This is a genomic window from Enterobacter cloacae complex sp. ECC445 (assembly GCF_021892025.1).
Taxonomy (GTDB): Bacteria; Pseudomonadota; Gammaproteobacteria; order Enterobacterales; family Enterobacteriaceae; genus Enterobacter; species Enterobacter chengduensis.
In genome coordinates this window covers 28,291-53,431 of sequence record NZ_JAKLRZ010000025.1, presented here as the reverse complement: position 1 = coordinate 53,431, position 25,141 = coordinate 28,291, and the positions used below count along the sequence as shown (strand labels likewise).

At 59.3% G+C, this 25,141-nt stretch carries 23 protein-coding genes; 15 read left to right on the top strand and 8 right to left on the bottom strand.

Translation table 11 applies throughout. The annotated features are described in order from the left end of the window. Positions 1-8: 8 nt before the first annotated feature. From ispG to L6R44_RS18300, 8 genes are all read left to right on the top strand, one after another. On the top strand, positions 9-1,127 hold the full coding sequence (ispG, locus tag L6R44_RS18335) for a flavodoxin-dependent (E)-4-hydroxy-3-methylbut-2-enyl-diphosphate synthase (protein WP_023308814.1): 1,119 nt from the start codon (positions 9-11) through the stop codon (positions 1,125-1,127). A gap of 80 nt (positions 1,128-1,207) precedes the next feature. After that, positions 1,208-2,482, top strand: a complete 1,275-nt coding sequence (gene hisS / locus L6R44_RS18330; RefSeq protein WP_237425022.1) for a histidine--tRNA ligase — start codon at positions 1,208-1,210, stop codon at positions 2,480-2,482. Positions 2,483-2,495: 13 nt separating this feature from the next. Then, positions 2,496-3,116, top strand: coding sequence for a YfgM family protein (locus L6R44_RS18325; RefSeq protein WP_237425021.1), 621 nt, complete (start codon positions 2,496-2,498; stop codon positions 3,114-3,116). 10 nt (positions 3,117-3,126) lie between these two features. Continuing rightward, positions 3,127-4,305: an outer membrane protein assembly factor BamB gene (gene bamB, locus L6R44_RS18320; protein WP_032643606.1), complete on the top strand. Its 1,179-nt coding sequence runs from the start codon at positions 3,127-3,129 to the stop codon at positions 4,303-4,305. 112 nt (positions 4,306-4,417) lie between these two features. After that, on the top strand, positions 4,418-5,890 hold the full coding sequence (gene der, locus L6R44_RS18315) for a ribosome biogenesis GTPase Der (RefSeq protein ID WP_032643714.1): 1,473 nt from the start codon (positions 4,418-4,420) through the stop codon (positions 5,888-5,890). 299 nt (positions 5,891-6,189) lie between these two features. Beyond that, positions 6,190-7,734: a peptide MFS transporter gene (locus tag L6R44_RS18310; RefSeq protein ID WP_237425020.1), complete on the top strand. Its 1,545-nt coding sequence runs from the start codon at positions 6,190-6,192 to the stop codon at positions 7,732-7,734. A 61-nt stretch (positions 7,735-7,795) separates the two neighbouring features. After that, complete coding sequence (locus L6R44_RS18305; protein ID WP_237425019.1) at positions 7,796-8,830, top strand: oxidoreductase; 1,035 nt, start codon at positions 7,796-7,798, stop codon at positions 8,828-8,830. Between the two features lie 50 nt (positions 8,831-8,880). Further along, entirely contained in the window at positions 8,881-9,102 is a 222-nt protein-coding gene (locus L6R44_RS18300; protein WP_237425018.1) for a zinc ribbon domain-containing protein, read from the top strand. Here the strand turns inward: L6R44_RS18300 and L6R44_RS18295 are convergent. From L6R44_RS18295 to xseA, 3 genes are read right to left on the bottom strand one after another with little or no spacing between them, the layout of a single operon-like run. Then, positions 9,099-9,449: a protealysin inhibitor emfourin gene (locus L6R44_RS18295; protein ID WP_032643600.1), complete on the bottom strand. Its 351-nt coding sequence runs from the start codon at positions 9,447-9,449 to the stop codon at positions 9,099-9,101. The two genes, L6R44_RS18300 and L6R44_RS18295, sit on opposite strands and share 4 nt — an antisense overlap. Continuing rightward, positions 9,450-10,469, bottom strand: coding sequence for a M4 family metallopeptidase (locus tag L6R44_RS18290; RefSeq protein ID WP_237425017.1), 1,020 nt, complete (start codon positions 10,467-10,469; stop codon positions 9,450-9,452). It abuts the gene before it with no gap. A gap of 58 nt (positions 10,470-10,527) precedes the next feature. Continuing rightward, positions 10,528-11,901, bottom strand: coding sequence for an exodeoxyribonuclease VII large subunit (gene xseA / locus L6R44_RS18285; protein WP_237425016.1), 1,374 nt, complete (start codon positions 11,899-11,901; stop codon positions 10,528-10,530). A gap of 159 nt (positions 11,902-12,060) precedes the next feature. On the opposite strand from xseA, the gene guaB reads away from it, so the two are divergent. Both guaB and guaA read left to right on the top strand, forming a co-directional pair. Beyond that, a complete protein-coding gene (guaB, locus tag L6R44_RS18280) occupies positions 12,061-13,527 on the top strand; it encodes an IMP dehydrogenase (RefSeq protein WP_023333022.1) in 1,467 nt (488 codons plus the stop codon). 68 nt (positions 13,528-13,595) lie between these two features. Continuing rightward, a complete protein-coding gene (gene guaA / locus L6R44_RS18275; protein ID WP_006811514.1) occupies positions 13,596-15,173 on the top strand; it encodes a glutamine-hydrolyzing GMP synthase in 1,578 nt (525 codons plus the stop codon). Positions 15,174-15,221: 48 nt separating this feature from the next. Here the strand turns inward: guaA and L6R44_RS18270 are convergent, their stop codons facing one another. Beyond that, positions 15,222-16,061 (bottom strand): MurR/RpiR family transcriptional regulator, encoded by an 840-nt coding sequence (locus L6R44_RS18270; protein ID WP_237425015.1) that lies wholly within the window; start codon positions 16,059-16,061, stop codon positions 15,222-15,224. Between the two features lie 292 nt (positions 16,062-16,353). Between L6R44_RS18270 and L6R44_RS18265 the strand changes: the two genes are divergently transcribed. The 4 genes from L6R44_RS18265 to iolB are packed head-to-tail and all read left to right on the top strand — an operon-like array spanning position 16,354 to position 21,134. Further along, a complete protein-coding gene (locus tag L6R44_RS18265; RefSeq protein WP_442876513.1) occupies positions 16,354-17,481 on the top strand; it encodes a Gfo/Idh/MocA family protein in 1,128 nt (375 codons plus the stop codon). Positions 17,482-17,493: 12 nt separating this feature from the next. Beyond that, positions 17,494-19,398 carry a bifunctional 5-dehydro-2-deoxygluconokinase/5-dehydro-2-deoxyphosphogluconate aldolase gene (locus L6R44_RS18260; RefSeq protein ID WP_237425014.1) on the top strand — a complete coding sequence of 635 codons (1,905 nt, stop codon included), beginning with the start codon at positions 17,494-17,496 and terminating at the stop codon, positions 19,396-19,398. Between the two features lie 11 nt (positions 19,399-19,409). Then, positions 19,410-20,300 carry a myo-inosose-2 dehydratase gene (iolE, locus tag L6R44_RS18255; RefSeq protein WP_237425013.1) on the top strand — a complete coding sequence of 297 codons (891 nt, stop codon included), beginning with the start codon at positions 19,410-19,412 and terminating at the stop codon, positions 20,298-20,300. Between the two features lie 9 nt (positions 20,301-20,309). Then, complete coding sequence (gene iolB / locus L6R44_RS18250; protein WP_237425012.1) at positions 20,310-21,134, top strand: 5-deoxy-glucuronate isomerase; 825 nt, start codon at positions 20,310-20,312, stop codon at positions 21,132-21,134. 89 nt (positions 21,135-21,223) lie between these two features. Here iolB and L6R44_RS18245 read toward each other — a convergent pair whose 3' ends face one another. From L6R44_RS18245 to L6R44_RS18235, 3 genes are read right to left on the bottom strand one after another with little or no spacing between them, the layout of a single operon-like run. Next, positions 21,224-21,967 carry an alpha/beta fold hydrolase gene (locus L6R44_RS18245; protein ID WP_237425011.1) on the bottom strand — a complete coding sequence of 248 codons (744 nt, stop codon included), beginning with the start codon at positions 21,965-21,967 and terminating at the stop codon, positions 21,224-21,226. Between the two features lie 11 nt (positions 21,968-21,978). Next, on the bottom strand, positions 21,979-22,446 hold the full coding sequence (locus L6R44_RS18240) for a DUF6130 family protein (RefSeq protein WP_237425010.1): 468 nt from the start codon (positions 22,444-22,446) through the stop codon (positions 21,979-21,981). A 51-nt stretch (positions 22,447-22,497) separates the two neighbouring features. Further along, positions 22,498-23,727: an MFS transporter gene (locus tag L6R44_RS18235; RefSeq protein ID WP_237425009.1), complete on the bottom strand. Its 1,230-nt coding sequence runs from the start codon at positions 23,725-23,727 to the stop codon at positions 22,498-22,500. 97 nt (positions 23,728-23,824) lie between these two features. On the opposite strand from L6R44_RS18235, the gene L6R44_RS18230 reads away from it, so the two are divergent. Continuing rightward, on the top strand, positions 23,825-24,715 hold the full coding sequence (locus tag L6R44_RS18230) for a LysR family transcriptional regulator (RefSeq protein WP_032643567.1): 891 nt from the start codon (positions 23,825-23,827) through the stop codon (positions 24,713-24,715). Here the strand turns inward: L6R44_RS18230 and L6R44_RS18225 are convergent. After that, the gene (locus L6R44_RS18225; protein WP_050488832.1) at positions 24,712-24,900 is read right to left on the bottom strand and encodes a YfgG family protein; all 189 of its coding nucleotides are present in this window, start codon (positions 24,898-24,900) and stop codon (positions 24,712-24,714) included. The two genes, L6R44_RS18230 and L6R44_RS18225, sit on opposite strands and share 4 nt — an antisense overlap. Between the last annotated feature and the right edge of the window lie 241 nt (positions 24,901-25,141).

Genomic DNA, 25,141 nt, shown 5'->3' with positions numbered 1-25,141 from the left:
GATTTTTCATGCATAACCAGGCTCCGATTCAACGTAGAAAATCGAAACGGATTTACGTTGGGAATGTGCCAATCGGCGATGGTGCACCTATCGCCGTTCAGTCGATGACCAACACGCGCACCACGGACGTGGAAGCGACGGTTAATCAAATCAAAGCATTAGAACGTGTGGGCGCGGACATTGTTCGCGTCTCCGTCCCGACCATGGATGCCGCTGAGGCGTTCAAACTGATTAAACAGCAGGTCAGCGTTCCGCTGGTGGCTGATATCCACTTCGACTACCGCATCGCACTGAAAGTGGCCGAATACGGCGTCGATTGCCTGCGCATTAACCCGGGCAATATCGGTAACGAAGAGCGTATCCGCATGGTAGTGGACTGCGCCCGCGACAAGAATATTCCAATCCGTATCGGCGTTAACGCCGGTTCTCTGGAAAAGGATCTGCAGGAAAAGTACGGCGAGCCAACGCCACAGGCGCTGCTTGAATCTGCTATGCGTCACGTCGATCATCTGGATCGTCTTAACTTTGACCAGTTTAAGGTCAGCGTAAAAGCGTCAGACGTATTTCTCGCGGTTGAATCTTATCGCCTGCTGGCAAAACAGATCGACCAGCCGCTGCACCTCGGGATCACCGAAGCGGGCGGCCTGCGCAGCGGTTCCGTAAAATCCGCGATCGGTCTGGGGCTGCTGCTCTCTGAAGGGATCGGCGACACCCTGCGCGTTTCGCTGGCGGCCGATCCGGTCGAAGAGATCAAGGTCGGTTTCGATATCCTGAAGTCACTGCGTATTCGCGCGCGCGGGATCAACTTTATTGCCTGCCCAACCTGCTCGCGTCAGGAGTTTGACGTGATCGGTACGGTGAATGCCCTGGAGCAGCGTCTGGAAGACATTATCACCCCGATGGACGTCTCCATCATCGGCTGCGTGGTCAATGGTCCGGGTGAAGCACTGGTGTCAACGCTGGGCGTCACCGGCGGTAACAAGAAAAGTGGTCTCTATGAAGATGGCGTTCGTAAAGATCGTCTGGATAATAGCGACATGATCGACCAGCTTGAGGCCCGCATCCGCGCCAAAGCCGCGATGATGGACGAGACGCAGCGTATCAGCGTTCAGCAGGTTGAAAAATAACGTGATGGGAAGCCGTGAGCTTCCCATGTATGATTGAACCCATTCTTTGGGTTTTTTTTGTATATAGAAAGAGAATAAACGTGGCAAAAAACATTCAAGCCATCCGCGGCATGAACGATTATCTGCCTGGCGAAACCGCCATCTGGCAGCGCATTGAAGGCACGCTGAAGCAGGTGCTCGGCAGCTACGGTTACAGCGAAATTCGTTTGCCGATTGTAGAGCAGACCCCGTTATTCAAACGCGCGATCGGCGAAGTCACCGACGTGGTTGAAAAAGAGATGTATACCTTCGAGGACCGCAACGGCGATAGCCTGACCCTGCGCCCGGAAGGTACGGCGGGCTGCGTACGCGCCGGCATCGAACATGGTCTTCTGTACAATCAGGAGCAGCGCCTGTGGTATATCGGCCCGATGTTCCGCCACGAACGTCCTCAGAAAGGGCGTTATCGCCAGTTCAACCAGCTGGGTGTGGAAGTCTTTGGCCTGCAGGGCCCGGACATTGATGCCGAGCTGATTATGCTGACCGCCCGCTGGTGGCGCGCCCTCGGTATCGCCGATCACGTTTCCCTGGAGCTGAACTCTATCGGCTCTCTGGAAGCGCGTGCTAACTATCGCGATGCGCTGGTGGCGTTCCTGGAACAGCACAAAGAGAAGCTGGACGAAGACTGTAAGCGTCGCATGTACAGCAACCCGCTGCGCGTTCTGGATTCCAAGAACGCAGAAGTTCAGGCTCTGCTGAACGATGCGCCTGCGTTGGGTGACTACCTGGACGACGAGTCTCGCGAACACTTTGCGGGCCTGTGCAAGCTGCTTGAAGCGGCGGGCATCGCCTACACCGTGAACCAGCGCCTGGTGCGCGGTCTGGACTACTACAACCGTACCGTGTTTGAGTGGGTGACGAGCAGCCTCGGCTCTCAGGGCACCGTGTGCGCGGGCGGCCGTTACGATGGTCTGGTAGAGCAACTTGGCGGTCGCGCTGCGCCTGCTGTTGGCTTCGCGATGGGCCTTGAGCGACTTGTTTTGCTGGTTCAGGCAGTTAATCCGGAATTTAAAGCAGATTCCGTTGTCGATATATACCTGGTGGCCTCAGGCGCGGAAACGCAGTCTGCGGCGATGCAGCTTGCCGAACGCGTGCGCGATGCGCTGCCGGGCGTTAAGCTGATGACCAACCATGGCGGCGGCAACTTTAAAAAACAGTTTGCTCGTGCCGATAAGTGGGGCGCAAGTATCGCACTGGTGCTGGGTGAGTCCGAAGTGGCTAACGGCGAAGTGGTGGTGAAAGACCTGCGCTCTGGTGAGCAGACAACGGTAACGCAGGACGGCGTTGCGGCGCACTTGCGCACTCTATTGGGCTAAGGAGAAGGACTGCGTGGAAATTTACGAGAACGAACACGATCAGGTCGACGCGATTAAACGCTTCTTTGTTGAGAACGGCAAAGCGCTGGTTGTTGGGGTTATTTTAGGTGTCGGTGCGCTGGTAGGCTGGCGTTACTGGAACAATCATCAGGCGGATTCCGCGCGCGGCGCGTCCCTGTCCTATGAAAATACCGTGAGCGCGATTCGTGCCGATCGGCCGCAAACGCTGACGGCGGCAGAGAAATTTGCGGCTGACAACAAAAACACCTACGGCGCGCTGGCTGCGCTGGAAGTGGCTCAGCAGTACGTTGACAAGAACGAACTGGATAAAGCCGCTGCTCAGCTCTCTCAGAGCCTTGCTGCGGCCAGCGATGATAACCTTAAAGCGGTGATCAATCTGCGCCTGGCTCGTATTCAGGTTCAGCAGAAAAAAGCTGACGATGCGCTGAAAACGCTCGATACCATCAAAGGCGAAGGTTTTGCTGCTATCGTTGCCGATCTGCGCGGTGAAGCACTGCTGAGCAAAGGTGACAAAGCGGGCGCGCGTAAAGCGTGGCAAGCTGGCGTAGAGAGCAATGCCTCACCTGCGCTGAGCGAAATGATGCAGATGAAAATAAATAATTTGTCCGTCTGAGAGGGACCCGATGCAATTGCGTAAATTACTTCTGCCAGGACTGCTTTCTGTTACGTTATTGAGTGGTTGTTCACTGTTCAGTGGCGAAGAAGACGTTGTGAAAATGTCCCCGCTGCCAACGGTTGAAAACCAGTTTACCCCCTCCACCGCGTGGGATGTCTCCGTGGGCAATGGGATTGGTGATTTCTATTCCAACCTTCATCCGGCGTATGCAGACAGCGTTGTTTATGCCGCTGACCGCAAAGGTATTGTGAAAGCGGTGAACGCCGATGACGGGAAAGAAGTATGGTCCGTTAACCTGGCGGAAAAAGACGGCTGGTTCTCTCGTAAGCCTGCACTGCTGTCGGGCGGTCTGACCGTTGCCGGTGGTCATGTCTATGTAGGCAGCGAAAAAGCGCAGGTTTATGCGCTGAACAGCAGCGACGGCTCCATTGCCTGGCAAACAACCGTGGCGGGTGAATCCCTGTCTCGTCCGGTGGTGAGCGACGGCCTGGTGCTGATTCACACCAGCAACGGCCAGCTGCAGGCGCTGAACGAAGCCGACGGTCTGGTAAAATGGACCGTTAACCTGGATATGCCTGCGCTTTCCCTGCGCGGCGAATCCGCGCCGGCTACCGCGTTTGGTGCAGCCATCGTGGGCGGTGACAACGGTCGCGTGAGCGCCGTGCTGATGCAGCAGGGCCAGATGATCTGGCAGCAGCGTATCTCCCAGGCCACTGGCTCAACGGAAATCGATCGTCTGAGCGACGTCGACACCACGCCGGTCATCGTTAACGGTGTGGTTTACGCGCTGGCCTATAACGGCAACCTGACCGCGCTGGATCTGCGCAGCGGCCAGATCATGTGGAAACGTGAGCTGGGCTCGGTGAATGATTTCGTCGTGGAAGGTAACCGTATCTATATGGTTGACCAGAACGACCGTCTGCTGGCGCTGAGCACCGAAGGCGGCGTGACGCTGTGGACGCAAAGCGATCTGCTGCACCGCCTGCTGACCGCTCCGGCGCTGTACAACGGTAGCCTGGTGGTAGGCGACAGCGAAGGGTATATGCACTGGATCGATCCGGAGAATGGCCGCTTCGTGGCACAGCAAAAAGTCGACAGCTCCGGTTTCCTGACCGATCCGGTTGTGGCCGACGGCAAACTGCTGATTCAGGCAAAAGACGGCACGCTGTACGCGATCACGCGTTAATTACCCGGCGGTTGTAGTATACTAAACGGCTCCTGTTCACTCAGGAGCCGTTTTGACATTTTTAAAAACGCCGCGAAAGCGACGTTATTTTGAATTTTATGAGGCTTCAAACATGGTACCTGTGGTCGCGCTTGTCGGGCGCCCTAACGTTGGAAAATCCACTCTTTTTAACCGTTTAACACGCACCCGTGATGCGCTGGTTGCGGATTTCCCGGGGCTGACGCGTGACCGTAAGTACGGTCGTGCAGAGGTGGAAGGACGCGAGTTCATCTGTATTGATACCGGCGGTATTGACGGCACAGAAGACGGCGTGGAAACCCGCATGGCGGAACAGTCGCTGCTGGCGATTGAAGAAGCGGACGTGGTGCTCTTCATGGTGGATGCGCGCGCTGGCCTGATGCCGGCTGACTCCGCTATTGCTAAACACCTGCGCTCACGCGAAAAGCCAACCTTCCTGGTGGCGAACAAAACCGACGGCATCGATGCCGATCAGGCCGTCGCGGATTTCTGGTCTCTGGGCCTGGGTGACATTTATCCTATCGCGGCATCGCATGGCCGTGGCGTCACCAGCCTGCTGGAAACCGTTTTGCTGCCGTGGGTTGACGAAGTGAACCCGCCGGAAGAGGTGGACGAAGACGCTGAATACTGGGCGCAGTTCGAAGACGGAGAAGAGGGCGAAGAAGAGCCTGAAGACGACTTCAACCCGCAGGATCTGCCGATCAAGCTGGCCATCGTGGGTCGTCCAAACGTTGGTAAGTCTACGCTTACTAACCGTATTCTGGGTGAAGAGCGCGTGGTCGTGTATGACATGCCGGGCACCACCCGCGACAGTATCTACATCCCAATGCAGCGCGATGAGCGTGAGTATGTCCTCATCGACACCGCCGGGGTGCGTAAGCGCGGGAAAATCACCGATGTGGTGGAAAAATTCTCCGTTATCAAAACCCTGCAGGCGATCGAAGATGCTAACGTGGTGCTGCTGGTTATCGACGCACGCGAAGGGATCTCCGATCAGGACCTCTCTCTGCTCGGCTTTATCCTCAATAGTGGGCGCTCACTGGTTATTGTGGTCAACAAATGGGATGGCCTGAGCAACGAAGTGCGCGAGCAGGTGAAAGAGACCCTCGACTTCCGTCTGGGCTTTATCGACTTTGCGCGCGTGCACTTTATCTCCGCGCTGCACGGCAGCGGCGTGGGTAACCTGTTTGAATCCGTGCGTGAAGCTTACGACAGTTCCACCCGTCGTCAGAGCACCGCCATGCTGACCCGCATCATGAACATGGCTGCAGAAGACCATCAGCCGCCGCTGGTGCGCGGCCGTCGCGTGAAGCTGAAATACGCCCACGCCGGTGGTTATAACCCGCCAATCGTGGTGATCCACGGCAACCAGGTGAAAGACCTGCCGGATTCCTACAAGCGCTACCTGATGAACTACTTCCGTAAATCGCTGGACGTGATGGGCACGCCTATCCGCATCCAGTTCAAGGAAGGGGAAAACCCGTTCGCTAACAAGCGCAACACCCTGACGCCAAACCAGATGCGTAAGCGTAAGCGCCTGATTAAGCACATTAAGAAAAGCAAATAAGCTTTTCCTGTCTCACGAAAGCCCGCGATTATCGCGGGCTTTTTTTTGCCCAATCATACCGCCGGTTTTCCCGGTGTGATGTCAATCACTATTCACTTTTAACCAAGTTTAAATCTAAGAAAGTAGACAATCGTCGAATTTTCATCTTAAAGTCCAGGGTCCGGTACTAGACAAACCTGACGCCGGGTTATCAAATGGTTAACTAATTTTTCGCCGCATGTAAAAAATCGGCCAGATACGTAACTGGCCGGCGTACCTGCTGGTGTTTACAAGCACGACACATACCTTTCGGGAGAAATATGCAATCCTCTGTTAATCAAAAAGAGAGCCGAACGTTCTTCGGCCATCCGTATCCGCTCGGTTCGCTGTTTTTCACCGAGATGTGGGAGCGTTTCTCGTTTTACGGCATTCGCCCGCTACTGATCCTGTTTATGGCCGCCACCGTCTATGACGGCGGGATGGGCCTGGCGCGTGAAAACGCCTCGGCGATTGTCGGTATCTTTGCCGGTACCATGTACCTGGCCGCGCTGCCGGGCGGCTGGCTGGCGGATAACTGGCTCGGCCAGCAGAGAGCCGTTTGGTACGGTTCGATTCTGATTGCGCTCGGTCACCTGTCGATTGCGCTCTCGGCGGTGATGGGAAACAACCTGTTCTTTATCGGCCTGATGTTTATCGTGCTCGGCTCCGGGCTGTTCAAGACCTGTATCTCGGTCATGGTGGGTACCCTGTATAAAAAAGGCGACGCGCGTCGCGACGGCGGTTTCTCGCTGTTCTATATGGGCATCAACATGGGGTCGTTCATCGCGCCGCTGATTTCCGGCTGGCTGATTAAAACCCACGGCTGGCACTGGGGCTTTGGCATTGGCGGTATCGGAATGCTGGTGGCGCTGATTATCTTCCGCGTGTTTGCCGTTCCGGCGATGAAGCGCTATGACGGCGAAGTCGGCCTCGACTCCACCTGGAATAGCCCGGTGGTGAAGCGTAACGGCGTGGGCGTCTGGCTGCTGGCGCTGGCGGCAGGCGTGGCAACAATCGTGACGCTGATTGCGCAGGGCGTGATTGTGATTAACCCGGTCGCGGTAGCCAGCGTGCTGGTCTACGTGATTGCGGCGTCCGTTGCCCTCTACTTTATCTATCTGTTTGTTTTTGCTGGCCTGAATCGTAAAGAACGCGCCAGACTGCTGGTCTGCTTCATTCTGCTGATCTCCGCGGCGTTCTTCTGGTCCGCGTTTGAACAGAAGCCAACCTCGTTCAACCTGTTTGCCAACGACTACACTAACCGCACGATCGGTGATTTTGAAATCCCGGCGGTGTGGTTCCAGTCGATTAACGCGCTGTTCATCATCCTGCTGGCTCCGGTGTTCAGCTGGGCGTGGCCGAAGCTCGCGACGAAGAACATTCGCCCGAGCAGCATCACCAAGTTTGTTATCGGTATTCTGTGCGCGGCGGCGGGCTTTGGCCTGATGATGCTGGCGGCGCAGAACGTGCTGAGCAGCGGTGGGGCGGGCGTGTCGCCGTTCTGGCTGGTGGGGAGCATCCTGATGCTGACGCTTGGCGAACTGTGTCTCAGCCCGATTGGCCTGGCGACCATGACGCTGCTGGCGCCGGAGAGAATGCGCGGCCAGATGATGGGGCTGTGGTTCTGCGCCAGCGCGCTGGGTAACCTGGCGGCGGGGCTGATTGGCGGCCACGTGAAGGCCGACCAGCTGGATATGCTGCCGGACCTCTTTGCGCGCTGCTCCATCGCGCTGCTGATTTGTGCCGCGGTGCTGATCGTTCTCATTGTTCCGGTGCGCCGCATGCTGGAAAATGCGCAGACTAAACCGGCAGCTAACGCCTCATAAACCTCAGTGTGCCGGGGCTGGCGTTATGCCCCGGCACGTTATTCCCTGAGGTGAAAATATTATGCAGTTAGGATTTGTTGGTCTTGGTGCGGTCGTGGATACCGCGTATCTGCCCGCGTTGCGTCACCTTTTTGGTCACGCGGTTCATTGTTTTGGATTTGATGTTCTCCCCACCAGGCAGCCTGAAGGCATCACGCGCTGCGCTTCGCTTACGGAACTTCTCGCCGTACCGCTTGATACTCTCTTTATTACCACCACATCGCTGCATCACCTTGAGGTGCTGGAACAGGCCATAGCCTCTGCCGTTCCGCGGATTGTGATTGAAAAACCGATCGTCGCCACGCTTCCCCAAATCGAAAAGCTCAACGCGCTGCTGGCTGACCCCGACGTTGCATCCCGCGTGCTGGCCCTCGATCACTGGATGGCGCGCATCGAAACGGTGAAGCGGTCGCTGGTTGGTGGCGTCTCTGACATCGTCAAAATCGACGGCTTTTTGCAGGAGCCGAGCGGATATAACGCCGCAGGAGAACCCATCGCGCTTAACTTTGCCACCGGCGAGCCGGATACCCGAACGCTTTGCCACCCTGACGGCGTGATCCTGGATATCGGTACGCACGTGCTGGCGATGCTGCGAGAAACCGTGCGCTACCTGGGCGGCAATGACGATATGACGCTGCGGGTCGTCACGGCTAAAGACCGCCTGGGTTGCGCTATCGCAAAAGGCGACCTGACCACGGCGGAAGGCGAGGCGCATCTGCAGGGCCGCATCAGCGGCGTGCCGGTGGATATCTGGCTTAATAAATACGCTGGACCCGCGGGCGGGCAAAAAGGCTTACGGCTCTATTTGCGCGACGGGCGGGCCATCAGTTACGACCGGCACGGCGCGGAAGATGTGCTTGAGCTGATAAATGGCGACACGCGTCAACGCTGGAACATTCCCGGCACGATCTACGAGCACTGTCTTGCAAAGCATATTCTGGGCGCCAACAGCCTCTTTGAACGGGATCCGCACGAGGTGAGCCGCACGACGCGCCGCAGAATAGCGGAAGTGGAACTGCTGCTGACGTTACAGCAGCAGCTGCGTGGCCCGCACTGACCGCGACGTGGTAAAATTATTGCAGACCACAATGCTTTTAAGGAGTCACCATGACGATTACCTGCCCGGATTGCCAGACACCGCTGGAGCCGCAGAATGGGATAGCGCACTGCGAGAGCTGTAATAAGGATATTGCGCTTGAAGCCCGCTGCCCGGAGTGCCATCAGCCGCTCCAGGTTTTAAAAGCCTGCGGGGCGGTGGACTATTTCTGCCAGAACGGCCACGGCTTAATCTCTAAAAAGCGCGTGGAGTTTGTTCCGGCAGAGCGTTAATCGCACACACAGCCTTCGCCTTTCTGCCACAGCTCGACCAGAGACTCGGGGGCTTCCTGCTCAGGTACCAGCACGATGATATCGGCGTAGTGCGCCTGATTTTGCCCGGTCCAGATAATCTGGATGCGGAAATAGCGCTGGTCACCGCTGCCGGGTGAAGAGGCTTGCCCGGGCGGCTGACCGCGCGGAAAAGCCTGCTCCAGGATGCTCACCAGGCGCTGGCGCTGGGCATCATTGAGCGAGGCGAGCGCGATGGTGCGCTGGCCGCTCAGCTTAGGAATAAAAGCGACGCCGCCTTCCCGAGCCAGCTCAACCACGGCGTCATCCGTCAGTTCCGGAACCTGCATTTACAGCACTCCCACCCGTTCCCAGGCTTGTTTAATGGCAGCCCCAACGTCGCCGCCGGAGCGTTTTTCTCCGTGCGCTACCGTTAGTTTTGCGAAGGCCTCAAAATCCGCATCCTGCGCCAGATTGCGATCGCAAACCGTGTCGTACCAGGCATAACCCGCTTTTTCCCAGGCGTAGCCGCCGATCGCCGTCGCGGCCAGATAAAATGCCCGGTTGGGGATGCCGGAGTTCAGATGTACGCCGCCGTTATCTTCGCGCGTTTTAATGAAATCCTTCATGTGCGCAGGCTGCGGATCTTTGCCGAGCAGAGGATCGTCGTAGGCGGTGCCCGGTTCAGACATGGAGCGCAGCCCTTTGCCGTTGATCCCTTTCGCCAGCAGCCCTTCGCCAATGAGCCAGTCCGCCTTATCGGCGGTTTGCTTGAGATGATACTGTTTCACCAGCGAGCCAAACACGTCAGAGAGAGACTCGTTTAGCGCGCCCGACTGTTCAAAATAGATCAGTCCGGCCTCGGTCTCGGTCACTCCGTGACTGAGCTCGTGCGCCACCACGTCGATAGCGATGGTAAAGCGGTTAAATATTTCCCCGTCGCCGTCGCCGAATACCATCTGCTGACCGTTCCAGAAGGCGTTCTGATATTCCCGGCCGTAGTGCACGGTGCCGGTTAAAATAAGCCCTTTATTATCGAGCGAATCGCGCTGATATTCTTTCCAGAAGAAATCGTGGGTAACCCCTAAATAATCGTAGGCTTCATCGACCGCCACATCGCCATTCGACGGCTGGCCTTCGTAACGCACCTGGGTACCCGGCAGCTCCTGGGTCTGCTTCGCGTCGTAAATATCGCGCTCCAGCTGTCCGGCTTTATTCACGTGCGGCGCGGCGGGTTTGCCGGGCATATGGGCCATCAGCGTCTGGACATGGGTTAAGGTCTGGCGGGCACAGCGCTGCTGCGGCTCGGAACCCGTTTCGATAATACGACGCAGAATATACGGGGGAATAACGCTATAAAGATGGGTCATGCTGCTCTCCTTATTAAAAAAGGGAATAGCAGCAGTATAGTAAGTAACCGGCGAAGAATTATCCGGTTTTACGCTGGCGGGTCTTTTTTACCGGCTTAATTGATTTCACTTCGCTTTCTACCCAGCCGTCTGAAAGACGCGTCGTCAGCACATCGCCAGTATTCACCTGTTTGGTTTGCTTCAGCACCTTGCCGTCCGTCGCCGTCGTCACGCTGTAGCCGCGCGCCAGGGTGGAGAGGGGGCTCACCGCTTCAAGATGGGTCACCGCATTGCCAAAACGTTCGCGGGTGGTGCTCAGGCGCGCGCGAATAGTCTCCGCCAGACGATACTCCAGCTGCTGAATCCGCGTTTGCGCGCGATAAATTTTCGGCTGCGGGTTCTGCTGGTTCAGGCGCTGGGTCACGCGCTGCTGGCGCGATACCGCGCGCTTAAGCTGGTTGTCCAGCGCGGAGTTCATGCGCTGGCGCAGACGCTCCAGCACGGTCTGCTGACGCGCCAGGCGCAGCTGCGGGTGCTGCTGCTGCAGACGATGGTGCAGCTGGGTAAAGCGGCGGGTACGGTTGGCAAGGAAGTAGTCCATCGCCATCTCAAGACGCTGCTGGCCGTTCTGAATCTGACGCAGCAGCTCCAGCTGGTTACGGCTGACCACTTCCGCCGCCGCGGACGGCGTAGGCGCGCGCAGATCCGCCACAAAATCGGCTATCGTCACGTCCGTTTCGTGCCCGACGGCGCTCACGACGGGGATAAGGCTGGCAAAGATTGCCCGCGCCACGCGCTCGTCGTTAAAGCTCCAGAGATCTTCCAGCGAGCCGCCGCCGCGCCCGACGATAAGGACGTCGCACTCCTGACGGGCGTTCGCCAGCTCAATGGCGCGCACAATCTGGCCCGGCGCATCGTCGCCCTGCACGGCGGTCGGGTAGATGATCACGGGCAGGGAAGGGTCGCGACGCTTCAGGACGTGCAGAATATCGTGCAGTGCCGCTCCGGTTTTTGAGGTGATGACGCCCACGCAGTGGGCAGGCGAGGGTAACGGCTTTTTGTACTGCTGGTCGAAAAGCCCCTCATCCGAGAGCTTCGCCTTTAACTGTTCGTACTTCTGCTGCAGCAGCCCTTCGCCCGCCGGCTGCATGCTTTCGACGATGATCTGATAATCACCGCGCGGCTCGTACAGGGTGATATTGGCGCGCACCAGAACCTGCTGGCCATGCTGCGGGCGGAACGTCACGCGGCGGTTGCTGTTGCGGAACATTGCGCAGCGCACCTGGGCGGTATCGTCTTTTAGCGTAAAGTACCAGTGGCCGGAAGAGGGCTGCGTGAAGTTAGAGATCTCACCGCTGATCCAGACCTGCCCCATTTCCTGCTCAAGCAGCAAACGCACCGTCTGGTTAAGGCGGCTGACGGTATAAATTGAGGGGGATTGAGAGGATAACATGTGAGCGGGATCAAATTCTAAATCAGCAAGTTATTCAGTCGATAGTAACCTGCTGAGAGGCAATCGCAAGCATTTTTTTCAAAAAAGTGTAGATGCAATCGGTTACGCTCTGTATAATGCCACGGCAATATTTAACCACCCAGGTCAGAGATATTGCCCATGCTACGTATCGCTAAAGAAGCACTGACGTTTGACGACGTCCTCCTCGTTCCCGCTCACTCCACCGTTCTGCCGAATACTGCCGACCTCAGCACGCAGTTGACGAAAACCATTCGCCTGAACATTCCTATGCTCTCCGCGGCAATGGACACCGTGACCGAAGCGCGCCTGGCAATCGCCCTGGCACAGGAAGGCGGCATTGGCTTTATCCACAAAAACATGTCCATCGAGCGTCAGGCGGAAGAAGTTCGCCGCGTGAAGAAGCATGAATCCGGCATCGTGTCCGATCCACAGACCGTTCTGCCAACCACCACCCTGCACGAAGTGAAAGCGCTGACCGAGCGTAACGGCTTCGCCGGTTACCCGGTGGTGACCGAAGAGAACGAGCTGGTCGGCATTATCACCGGCCGTGACGTGCGCTTCGTGACTGACCTGAACCAGCCCGTCAGCGTGTACATGACGCCAAAAGAGCGTCTGGTTACCGTTCGCGAAGGTGAAACCCGCGACGTGGTGCTGGCAAAAATGCACGAAAAACGCGTTGAAAAAGCGCTGGTCGTTGACAGCAGCTTCCACCTGCGCGGCATGATCACCGTTAAAGATTTCCAGAAAGCAGAGCGTAAACCGAACGCCTGTAAAGACGAGCATGGCCGTCTGCGCGTTGGCGCGGCGGTTGGCGCAGGTGCCGGTAACGAAGAGCGCGTTGACGCGCTGGTTGCCGCAGGCGTTGACGTCCTGCTGATTGACTCCTCTCACGGCCACTCCGAAGGCGTTCTGCAGCGTATTCGCGACACCCGTGCCAAATACCCTGACCTGCAGATCATCGGCGGCAACGTGGCGACGGGCGCAGGCGCTCGCGCGCTGGCTGACGCCGGCTGCAGCGCGGTGAAAGTGGGTATCGGTCCTGGCTCTATCTGTACCACCCGTATCGTCACCGGCGTGGGCGTTCCGCAGATCACCGCCGTGTCTGACGCGGTTGAAGCGCTGGAAGGGACCGGTATTCCGGTTATCGCCGACGGCGGTATCCGCTTCTCTGGCGACATCGCCAAAGCGATCGCCGCGGGCGCCGCTGCCGTAATGGTAGGCTCCATGCTGGCCGGTACCGAAGAATCCCCGGGTGAGATCGAGCTCTACCAGGGCCGCTCTTACAAATCTTACCGCGGCATGGGCTCCCTGGGCGCGATGTCCAAAGGTTCCTCTGACCGTTACTTCCAGACCGATAACGCCGCCGACAAGCTGGTGCCGGAAGGTATCGAAGGCCGCGTTGCCTATAAAGGCCGCCTGAAAGAGATCATTCACCAGCAGATGGGCGGCCTGCGCTCCTGTATGGGTCTGACCGGCTGTGGTACCATCGACCTGCTGCGTACCAAAGCGGAATTCGTACGCATCAGCGGTGCGGGTATCCAGGAGAGCCACGTTCACGACGTGACGATCACCAAAGAGTCTCCGAACTATCGTTTGGGCTCCTGATTTTCTTCGCCCGACCTTGTGTCGGGCGATTTATTTAATCTGTTTCACTTGCCTCGGAATTAGCGTCAATGACGGAAAACATTCATAAACATCGCATTCTCATCCTGGACTTCGGTTCGCAGTACACTCAGCTGGTGGCGCGTCGCGTACGTGAACTGGGCGTTTACTGTGAGCTGTGGGCGTGGGATGTCACGGAAGCACAGATTCGCGAATTCAATCCAAGCGGCATCATCCTGTCCGGCGGCCCGGAAAGCACCACCGAAGAGAACAGCCCGCGCGCGCCGCAGTACGTGTTCGAAGCGGGCGTGCCGGTATTCGGCGTTTGCTACGGTATGCAGACCATGGCCATGCAGCTGGGCGGCCACGTAGAAGGCTCTAACGAGCGCGAGTTCGGCTATGCGCAGGTAGAAGTCGTCACCGACAGCGCGCTGGTACGCGGTATCGAAGACTCCCTGACCGCTGACGGCAAACCGCTGCTGGACGTGTGGATGAGCCACGGCGACAAGGTCACCGCCATCCCATCTGACTTTGTGACCGTTGCCAGCACCGAAAGCTGCCCGTTTGCCATCATGGCGAACGAAGAAAAGCGCTTCTACGGCGTGCAGTTCCACCCGGAAGTGACCCACACCCGTCAGGGTATGCGCATGCTGGAGCGCTTCGTGCGCGACATCTGCCAGTGTGAAGCCCTGTGGACCCCGGCAAAAATCATCGACGACGCCGTGGAGCGTATCCGCCAGCAGGTTGGTGATGACAAGGTGATCCTCGGCCTTTCCGGCGGCGTGGACTCCTCCGTGACCGCGATGCTGCTGCACCGCGCCATCGGCAAAAACCTGACCTGCGTCTTCGTGGATAACGGTCTGCTGCGTCTGAACGAAGCCCAGCAGGTGATGGACATGTTCGGTGACCACTTCGGTCTGAACATCGTTCACGTGGAAGGCGAGCAGCGCTTCCTGGACGCGCTGAAAGGCGAGAACGATCCGGAAGCGAAGCGTAAGATCATCGGCCGCGTGTTCGTGGAAGTGTTCGACGAAGAAGCGCTGAAGCTGGAAGACGTGAAGTGGCTGGCGCAGGGCACCATCTATCCTGACGTGATCGAGTCTGCGGCCTCCGCCACCGGTAAAGCGCACGTCATCAAATCTCACCACAACGTGGGCGGCCTGCCGAAAGAGATGAAGATGGGTCTGGTTGAACCGCTGCGCGAGCTGTTCAAAGACGAAGTGCGCAAGATCGGTCTGGAACTGGGTCTGCCGTACGACATGCTCTACCGTCACCCGTTCCCGGGCCCGGGTCTCGGCGTGCGCGTGCTGGGCGAAGTGAAGAAAGAGTACTGCGACCTGCTGCGTCGCGCAGACGCGATCTTCATCGAAGAGCTGCACAAAGCTGACCTGTACAACAAGGTAAGCCAGGCGTTCACCGTGTTCCTGCCGGTTCGCTCCGTCGGCGTCATGGGCGATGGCCGCAAGTACGACTGGGTTGTTTCCCTGCGTGCGGTAGAAACCATCGACTTCATGACCGCGCACTGGGCGCACCTGCCGTATGACTTCTTAGGCCGTGTTTCCAATAGAATAATCAATGAGGTCAATGGGATATCGCGAGTCGTATATGACATCAGCGGTAAGCCACCGGCTACGATTGAGTGGGAATAATCTCCCTCGGAATTAACACCCAAACCCTCTGCCTGCGCAGGGGGTTTTTTATTGCCTCACTTCCCCGCTCCCCAACCGATACGCCAGCGCCACCACCAGCGACTGCACCAGGCACAGCGTCGCCGACTGGGACCGAAACGCGTCCACCTGCGCCTCTTTCACCACAAAGCAGAGATCGCTGAACGTCGCCAGCGGGCTGATCTGGCTGTCCGTAATCACAATCTGCCGCGCGCCGACGCTGGCGGCGGTTTCGCTGACCATCACCGTCTCTTCCGCGTACGGCGAGAAGCTGATCGACACCACGATGTCGCGCGCCTTAATGCGGCTGATCTGCTCGCGCAGCATCCCCCCCATGCCGTCGAGCAGGATAGGGCGGCACTCCAGGTGGCTCAGGGCGTAGGTGAGGTAGGCCGCGACGCTAAAGGAGCGGCGCAGTCCGGCGATGTAGATGGTGTCGGCGTCGGCCAGCAGCTGCACCGCGCGCTCCAGCATTTCCGGCTCGGCGCGGGCGGCCAGCTGCTGCAGCGCCTGCGCGTTCGAGCGGGCGAACTCCTGCAGGATATCGAGCGGCGTTTCCGGCACGGCCTCGCTCTCCATCTCGCGGAACAGACGGGCGCGGTCGCTGTAGCTGGCGGTCTCCTCTACCAGGTTCATGCGAAACAGCTGTTTCATTTCGTTGAAGCCGGTGAAGTCGAAGGCGTTAGCAAAGCGGATCAGCGTCGAGGGCGGCACGTCGGCGCGCTCGGCAATCACGGCAACCGTATCGAAGGCCACGCTGTTGGTGTTATCCAGCACGTAGCGGGAGACCTGCTGCAGCCTCTTGCTCAGGCTATCGTAGCGATCGCGGATTTGCTGCTGCAGTTCGTTCAGGCTGGTTGCTGTCGTCATTTTATCCCCCAAATACAGTCATATGATTCTAAACGCAAAACCGCGTCTTTTAAATGTCGGCCATCCATCTGGCAGCAAAAATGAAACAGAAGCTTCAGTCATTTCCTCGCCCGAAATTCCTTAATAGCGCACGCTGCGCCAGTGTTGTTCGCTGTTAACATAAAAATCCATCCTTGATCACAATAATCATCATTTATTTTATTTCAACTTAAAATGGAATATTTGTTTCATATATAGTGTTCAGTACACAGCGTTCAGGTCACAGTCACGTATCAACAGCGAGAGGTTAAGGATGGAGACGGTAGCGAATTTTATTCACGGCGAATGTGTCACCGGTTCAGGCCAGCGCGTTCAGGCGATCTTCAACCCGGCCACCGGCAAGCAAATCCGCCAGGTGGTGATGAGTTCGGCACAGGAAACGGAGCAGGCCATTGCCGCCGCGCAGGCGTTTGGCTTCAACCGCTCCACCGGCGACTGGCGGGCGCTGGTGGCCGACCCGGCCATTGACGTGGTGGATATTTGCTCGCCCAACCACCTGCATAAAGAGATGGCGCTGGAGGCTATCCGCCACGGTAAGCACGTTTACTCGGAGAAGCCGCTGGCGCTGAGCGCCCACGACGCGCGCGAGATGGTCGACGCCGCGAAGCGGGCCGGGGTGAAAACGCTGGTGGGGTTCAACTACATGAAGAACCCGACCGCGCAGCTGGCGAAGGAGATTATCGCGCGCGGCGAGATTGGCGAGGTGATCCACTTCTACGGCACCCACAACGAAGACTATATGGCCGACCCGCTTTCGCCCATTCACTGGCACTGCTTTAAGGAGACCGCCGGGCTGGGGGCCCTGGGCGATCTCGCGGCGCATATCGTCAATATGGCCCAGTACCTGGTGGGGGATATCGAGCAGGTCTGCGGCGATCTGAAGATCGTGGTCCCGGCGCGCCCGGCGAAGGCCGGATCGTCGGAGATGGTTGCCGTCGAAAACGAGGATCAGGCCCACGCGATGGTGCGCTTCGCGGGCGGGGCGCAGGGCGTCATTGAAACCTCCCGCGTTGCCTGCGGCCGCAAGATGGGGCTGTCGTACGTCATCACCGGCACGAAAGGCGCCATCAGCTTCACCCAGGAGCGCATGGCCGAGCTGAAGCTCTATCTGCATGACGACCCGGTGAACCGTCAGGGGTTTCGCACGCTGCTCGTTGGCCCGTCGCACCCGGACTACGCCGCGTTCTGCATGGGCGCGGGCCACGGGATTGGCTTTAACGATCAAAAAACGGTGGAGGTGCGCGACCTGGTAGACGGGATTGCCGCCGACGCGCCGATGTGGCCGGACTTCGAAGAGGGCTGGAAGGTGTCGCGCGTGCTGGACGCGATCGCGCTCTCGCACCGGGAAGGCCGCTGGCTGAACGTGAACGACATTGTCTGAAGAGGGTTCAACGTGGAAAAGCAGTTTGATGTGATATGCATGGGCCGCGTGGCGGTAGACCTCTACAGCCAGCAGATTGGCGCCCGTCTGGAAGATGCGTCGAGCTTCGCCAAATACCTCGGCGGGTCGTCCGGCAACGTGGCGTACGGCACCGCGCGTCAGGGCCTGCGCTCGTCGATGCTGGCGCGCGTCGGCGATGAACATATGGGCCGCTTCCTGCGGGAAGAGCTCAGCCAGGTAGGCTGCGATACCAGCCATCTGATTACCGATAAAGACCGCCTTACGGCGCTGGTGCTGCTCGGCATTAAAGACCGGGACACCTTTCCTCTGATTTTTTATCGCGATAACTGCGCGGACATGGCGATTACCGCCCGCGATGTGGACGAAAGCTACATTGCCTCCGCACGGTGTCTTGCCATCACCGGGACCCACCTTTCTCACCCGCAGACCCGCGAGGCGGTGCTGACGGCGCTGGGCTATGCCCGCCGTCACGGCGTGCGCACGGTGCTGGACATCGACTACCGTCCGGTGCTGTGGGGGCTGACCTCGCTGGGCGACGGCGAAACGCGCTTTATCGCCGCCGATAAGGTCACCCGCGAACTGCAGGAGGTGCTGCACCTCTTCGACGTCATCGTCGGCACCGAGGAGGAGTTCCACATTGCGGGCGGCAGCACCGATACGCTGACGGCGCTGGGGCAGGTGCGCGCCGTCAGTGAAGCCGCGCTGATCTGCAAGCGCGGGGCGCTCGGCTGCTCGGTCTATACCGACGCCATTCCGCCCCGGCTGGACGACGGCCTGACGGTGACCGGCGTGCGCGTGGAGGTGCTGAACGTCCTCGGCGCGGGGGACGCGTTTATGTCCGGCCTGCTGCGCGGCTACCTGAACGACGAGGGCTGGGAGCAGGCGTGCCGCTACGCCAACGCCTGCGGCGCGCTGGTGGTCTCCCGCCACGGCTGCGCCCCGGCAATGCCGAGCAAGATCGAGCTGGATGACTATCTCTCCCGCGCTGCGGACGTGCCGCGCCCGGATCTCGACCCGCGTCTGAACCATCTCCACCGGGTGACCACCCGCCGCCGCGAGTGGCCGGAGCTGTGCGTAATGGCCTTCGACCACCGCAGCCAGCTTGAGGATATGGCGCTGCAGTGCGGCGCGTCGCTGAAGCGCATTCCGGCGCTAAAGCAGCTGATCCTGCAGGCCAGCCGCGAGGCGGCGAGCCGCGCCGGGCTGGAGGGCAAAGCCGGCCTGCTGTGCGACGGCACCTTTGGTCAGGACGCGCTGAACGCCATCACCGGGGAAGGATGGTGGATTGGTCGCCCCATCGAGCTGCCGGGATCCCGGCCGCTGGAGATGGAGCACGGCAACATCGGCACCCAGCTTATCAGCTGGCCGCAGGAGCACGTGGTGAAGTGCCTGGTCTTTTTCCATCCGGAAGATGCCCACGGCCTGCGCCTGGAGCAGGAGCAGAAAATCGCCGAGGTGTACCACGCCTGCTGCCAGTCCGGGCACGAGCTGCTGCTGGAGGTGATCCTGCCCGCAACCATGCCGCGCAGCGACGAACTTTATCTGCGCGCCATCTCCCGCTTCTACAACCTGGGCATTTACCCGGACTGGTGGAAGCTGCCGCCGCTCTCGGCCGACGGCTGGACGGCGCTCAGCGAAACTATCGAACGCCGGGACCCGCACTGCCGTGGGGTGGTGATCCTCGGACTCGATGCCCCGGCGGAACAGCTGCGCGCCGACTTCCGGGCCGCCGCGGGGCAGGCGCTGGTGAAAGGCTTCGCCGTGGGGCGCACGCTGTTTGGCGACGCCTCCCGCGCGTGGCTGAAGCACGATATTGACGATGCGCAGCTGGTGGCGCGCATCCGGGACAACTACCTGCAGCTTATCGCCTGGTGGCGCGAGCGCGGAGACGCATAATGGAGACGACAATGAGTGTACAACTGGGCATTAACCCGCTGACCTGGACGAACGACGATCTGCCTTCCCTCGGCGCGGAGACGTCGCTGGAGACCTGCCTGAGCGAAGGAAAAGAGGCCGGTTTTGCCGGCTTCGAGCTGGGCAATAAATTCCCGCGCGAGGCGCGCCTGCTCGGCCCGATTTTACAGCGCCACGACCTGCAGCTGGTCTCCGGCTGGTACTCCGGCCGCCTGCTGGAGCGCAGAGTGGAGGAGGAGATCGCCGCCGTGCAGCCCCACCTGACGCTGCTGCGCGAGCTGGGGGCGAAGGTGCTGGTGTTTGCTGAAGTGAGCGGCTGTATTCACGGCGAGCAGCAGACCCCGGTGCATCTGCGCCCGCGCTTCCCGCAGGAACGCTGGCAGGAGTACGGCGAGAAGCTCACCGAATTTGCCCGCTATACGCAGCAGCAGGGGGTGCAGATCGCCTACCATCACCATATGGGCACGGTGATTGAGTCCGCCGACGACGTGGACAACCTGATGACCCATACCGGCGAAGAGGTCGGGTTGCTGCTGGATACCGGCCATCTGACCTTTGCCGGGGCCGATCCGCTGGCGGTGGCGCAGCGCTGGGCGTCGCGCATCAACCACGTGCACTGCAAAGACGTGCGCGCCGACGTGCTGGCGGACGTCAAAAACCGCAAAACCAGCTTCCTCGATGCGGTGCTGAGCGGCGTGTTTACCGTGCCGGGCGACGGCTGCGTCGATTACCCGCCGATTATGCGGCAGCTGAAGGCGCAGGACTATCACGGCTGGCTGGTGGTCGAGGCGGAGCAGGATCCGGCGATTGCCCATCCGCTGACCTACGCCCGTCTGGGGTACAACAACCTGAGCCGCCTGGCGCGCGACGCCGGGCTTATCTGAGGAGGTGACATGTCACGTCTGATATCACGCTGGCAACAGCCGAACGCGCAGGGGCGGACCCAGTCCGTCACGCCGGAAAGCGCGGGGTGGGGGTACGTCGGCTTTGCGGCTTATGAGCTGCAGGAGGGGCAGACGCTGACGCTGCCCGCCGTCAGCGAGGAGCGCTGCCTGGTGCTGGTCGCCGGACGCGCCTCCATCCGCACCCCTTCCGCGCAGTTTAACGACATCGGCGAGCGGATGAGCCCGTTCGAGCGCATCAAGCCGTGGGCGGTGTACGTTACACCGCAGGAGACGGTGCAGGTGAAGGCGCTGACCAGGCTGGAGCTGGCGGTCTGCGCCGCGCCGGGCAAGGGTACGCATCCGACGCGGCTGATTGCGCCGCAGGATATCGACGGCGAGGCGCGCGGTAAGGGGCATAACCAGCGCTACGTGCATAACATTCTGCCGGAGGATAAACCTGCCGACAGCCTGCTGGTGGTGGAGGTCTGGACCAACGAAGGCTGCACCAGCTCGTACCCGAGCCACAAGCATGACGCGGACAATCCGCCGAACGAGACCTATCTGGAGGAGACCTACTACCATCGCCTCAACCCGGAACAGGGGTTCTGCATGCAGCGCGTTTACACCGACGACAGAACGCTGGATGAGTGTATGGCGGTCTATAACCGTGACGTGGTCATGGTGCCGAAGGGCTACCACCCGGTGGCGACGATGGCCGGGTATGACAGCTATTACCTCAACGTGATGGCCGGGCCGGTGCGCAAATGGATGTTCACCTGGGAAGAGGATCACGCGTGGATTAATCGCGATTATCCCGCAGAGAAGGGGGACTGAGGCGGCCTTTCTTGTCGGGTGGCGCTGCGCTTACCCGACCTACGAAATCGTAGGCCCGTGCAAGCGTAGCGCCGCCGGGCGAATTTTTCTCAGTGCATCCGCCTCGCCTGCTCAATCATCCGGGCGATAGCTTCCGGCTGGCTCACCATCGACACGTGGCTCGCTGCCACCTCGGCGGTTTTCGCATGGATCGTCTTTGCCATTGCACGCTCAAGATCGGGGTTGATCATTCGATCATTCTTGCTGACCACAAACCAGCTCGGTTTATCATGCCATGCCGCATGGGCGACCTTTTCACCAAACGCCTCGGCCTTAATCGGCCCCTGCGTCGCTGCAATCGTGTTTTGAATGTCTGGCGTCACATCCGGCGCGAAATCCTTCCTGACGGCGTCCGTTGGCAGATATAAATAGCCGTCCGCCGTTTTGGCAATGCCCGCGCTGCCCGGCGGCGCAGGGAATCTTTCTGCCAGATCCGCCGTCGACTGACCGGAATCCGGCGCGAACGCCGCCACATACACCAGTGATTTTACTCGCGCATCGTTGCCTGCTTCGCTAATCACGGTGCCGCCCCAGGAGTGACCCACCAGTACGACATCCCCCTGGGCGCGTTCGATGGCTCGTCGCGTGGCGGCAACGTCATCTTTTAGCGACGTGAGCGGGAGCTGGACGGCAATGACCTCTGCGTGCTGTTTCTGCAACAGGGTAATCACCTTATTCCAGCTGCTGCCGTCGGCAAACGCGCCGTGCACCAGCACGACGCTGGTTTTATTCTCCGCAAAAGCGCTGGCCGAAAGCGCCAGCAGGCCTGCCGTCAGTACAGACAGTGCTTTCATCTTCAGACTCCTTAAAAATGGTGGATCGCCGCGTGGGGCGGCACGGTGAATTCGAGGGTTTTGTGATCGAGGGGCTTATGCGTCGGATCGGCCAGAATAATCGTCACCTTGTGCTTACCGGCGGGCAGACCCACCAGGATCACCGGCTCTCCGCTGACGTCAGCCCAATGCCACGGCGCGTCATCCACCACCACGTGAATGTGCCCGATGCGCGGGGTGACCTTGAGCGCGTCGGGCCCGAACACCGGCTCGATGCGCAGGTTTTCGGCACGGTACTGGATAAACACCGCGCCTTTGCTCAGCGGCCCGGCAAGCGGCGGATCGACGATCAGTTTTGCAGGTGGTTGCGGCTGCGCCAGCGGGGAAACAGCGGCGGGGCCATTAACGTCCGCGGCGCTCAGATTGTCCAGCGGTGTGGCCTGGACACATGCTACAGATGTCAGGACAAGCAGGGGGAAAAGTACATAGTGACGAATCATTGCTCTCTCTCCTCATCGGTTCTGAATGGCGACAGGGAAAGAAAACCATTTTTATGTATCGGAGATATTTGCCGGAGGCGGCGTTTTGTACCCGTTTGTCAGCGTGGTGCGCTGGATACAGTGCGATACACTTTGCCTGCCGGGACGGCGCACAATCGCTATCGCCAGCCCGGCAATCACCAGCGTCAGCCCCGTTGATACCCACATTGCTCCCGCGATCCCCAGCGCTTTGTTCAGCCACGCATAGGCAAACGGCGAGGCTGCCGCCATCAGCTGGCCGGGGATAAGCAGCATGCCGGTGCGGCGGGCATAGCTTTCCGCGCTGAACAGTTCCAGCGGCAGCGTGGCTTTCACGATGGTGACTAGCCCGTTCATGGCGCCATAGCCCAGCACAAACCCGGCTGCACACCACACAAACAGAGCGCTGCTCAACCCCAGAAGAAAGCAGAGCGGCATGGCGAACGCGGTGAAAAGGGTCAGCCTGAACGGCGTTAAGTGTGCGCCCGCCAGCACCTCCATAGAGCGAGCGCCCGTCTGGCCGATCCCCCACAGCATGCCGATGGCGACCGGCAGGCCGAAGTGGGCAATAAACTCCGGCAGATGGGTGGAGGTGCCGTTAGAGACAAAGGTGATGAGGGCAATGAAGGCGGCATAAAGCCAGCCTTTGCGCCGCTCTTTGTTCAGGGGCGGCGCGGCGACCTGTGTCGTCACCGACAGCCGCTGACGGGGGAGCGTTCTTATCAGCGCCGCGCTCAGGAGGCCGAAGAGAGCATAGACGCGCAGCGCCTCATGCCAGCTCATCACCTGAAGCAGAGCATCGCCAAGCGGCCAGAAGACGACAGAGGCCAGCCCGCCCGCCAGCGTGACGCGTGAGATTGTTCTTCGCGCCTGCTGACCGTAGAGGTTCACCAGCGCGGCGAACAGCGCATCGTACAGCGACAGGCGCATCCCTACACCGGTGACCAGCCAGGCGCAGTACCAGCCAAATAGCGTCTGGGTATACGCCATCCCTGCGCAGCCTGCGGCGATCAGCAGCGTGCCACTCATCACCACCCTCTGGCCGCCAAAGCATGCCAGCAGGTGGGCCACAAACGGCGAAACCGCCGCCATCACCAGCATCGCCAGCGTCAGGCCGAGGTAAATCTGTGGTGATGACCACCCCCGGTCAGCTGATATCGCCAGCGCGAAGGTACCGGGCATATAAAACGAGATCCCCCAGTTGATGAGTTGATTACATCCGGCAGTGAGGGCGAGTCGACGAGGCAGGGCAGGTGTTTCCATTATTTTTCATTCCGTTATGCAGTTGTCCCCAGCATAGCGAGCGAGGTATTGTGCAAACAGGTCTGCAACCTTATGCGCGGTATAAGAGAAACTTTGAATGACGACGCTTAATCTGGGCTATCTCGCGACGTTCCGGCTGGTGATCCAGCGCGGCAGTTTTTCCTCTGCGGCGGATCTGATGGGCATTTCCCAGCCCGCCGTCAGCATGCAGGTACGTCAGCTGGAGCAGTTTTTGCAAACGCGCCTGGTGGAACGTACCGGGCGGGGCATTAAGGCGACGGGGGCCGGAGAGGCCCTGCTGGCGCACGGGGAACGCATTCAGCAGGTGGTGGATGACGCCATCCGGTCCGTGAGTGCGTTCAGTCACGACGTGAGCGGCACCATTACGCTTGGCACGGGGGCAACGGCCTGCATCCATCTTCTCCCGCCCCTGCTGGAGCAGCTGCGCCGCGACTATCCGCTCCTGAGCGTGGGGGTGACAACGGGCAACACCCTCGACATCGTCAGGGCCATCGAAGAGAACCGTCTCGATGTGGGGCTGGTCACGCTGCCGGTGAGCGGCAGAGCGCTGGACGTCATGCCGGTGATGGACGAAGAGTTTGTGTTTATCGCCTCGCGGGAGCAGCAGGATGTTTTCCGCGATTTCACGCCGGAGGCGCTGCACGCTCATCCGCTGATTGCCTTTGAATCAGGCAGCGGGACCCGGGCTCTGATCGATGGCTGGTTTGCAGCCAGTGGATTAGCAATCGCGCCGGTGATGCAGCTTGGCAGCATCGAGGCGATCAAACGCATGGTTCGCGCGGGGCTGGGCTACAGTATTGTGCCGCGAATGGCGGTCAAACAGGATGTCGATCGTGAAGGGCTATGCGTGATGTCGCTGATGCCCATGCTGCAGCGGCAGCTGGCGGTGGTCATGCGGCAGGACAAAATCCTCAGCAAAGGGATCGCGGCCCTTATTCGGCTCGTGCAACATCCTTCGGCGGTTTAGCGGTCAGCGGTGTCGACGGTCAGGCTGGACTGCTGCGACTGGATCTTGTCCTGATGGTGATACCAGGCGCCAATGGAAGAGTAAACAAAGCGGCCAAAGAAAAACAGGAAGCTGATGAGCAGTATGATGCGGGTCATTCGGGTGTTAAATCGATGTCGTTTGCGCATACGCGTGACCTGACTCACTCTGTTTTTCCTGGGTAAGCCCTTTTGGGCGATAAGGATATTAAGGCACAGCGGGGAGTTGGGGTCAATTCTGGCGTGTGTAAATAACCGTCAATATTTACATTAACTAATGTTATTAAAATTAATTAACGCATTTACCATATTGATAATATGAAGAAAATTATTCTCAAAAAAACGCCCTGAAAAGTTATTTGCGTCAAGTAGTTTGATTTATGTCAACGGTTTCCCGCCCCTGATATTT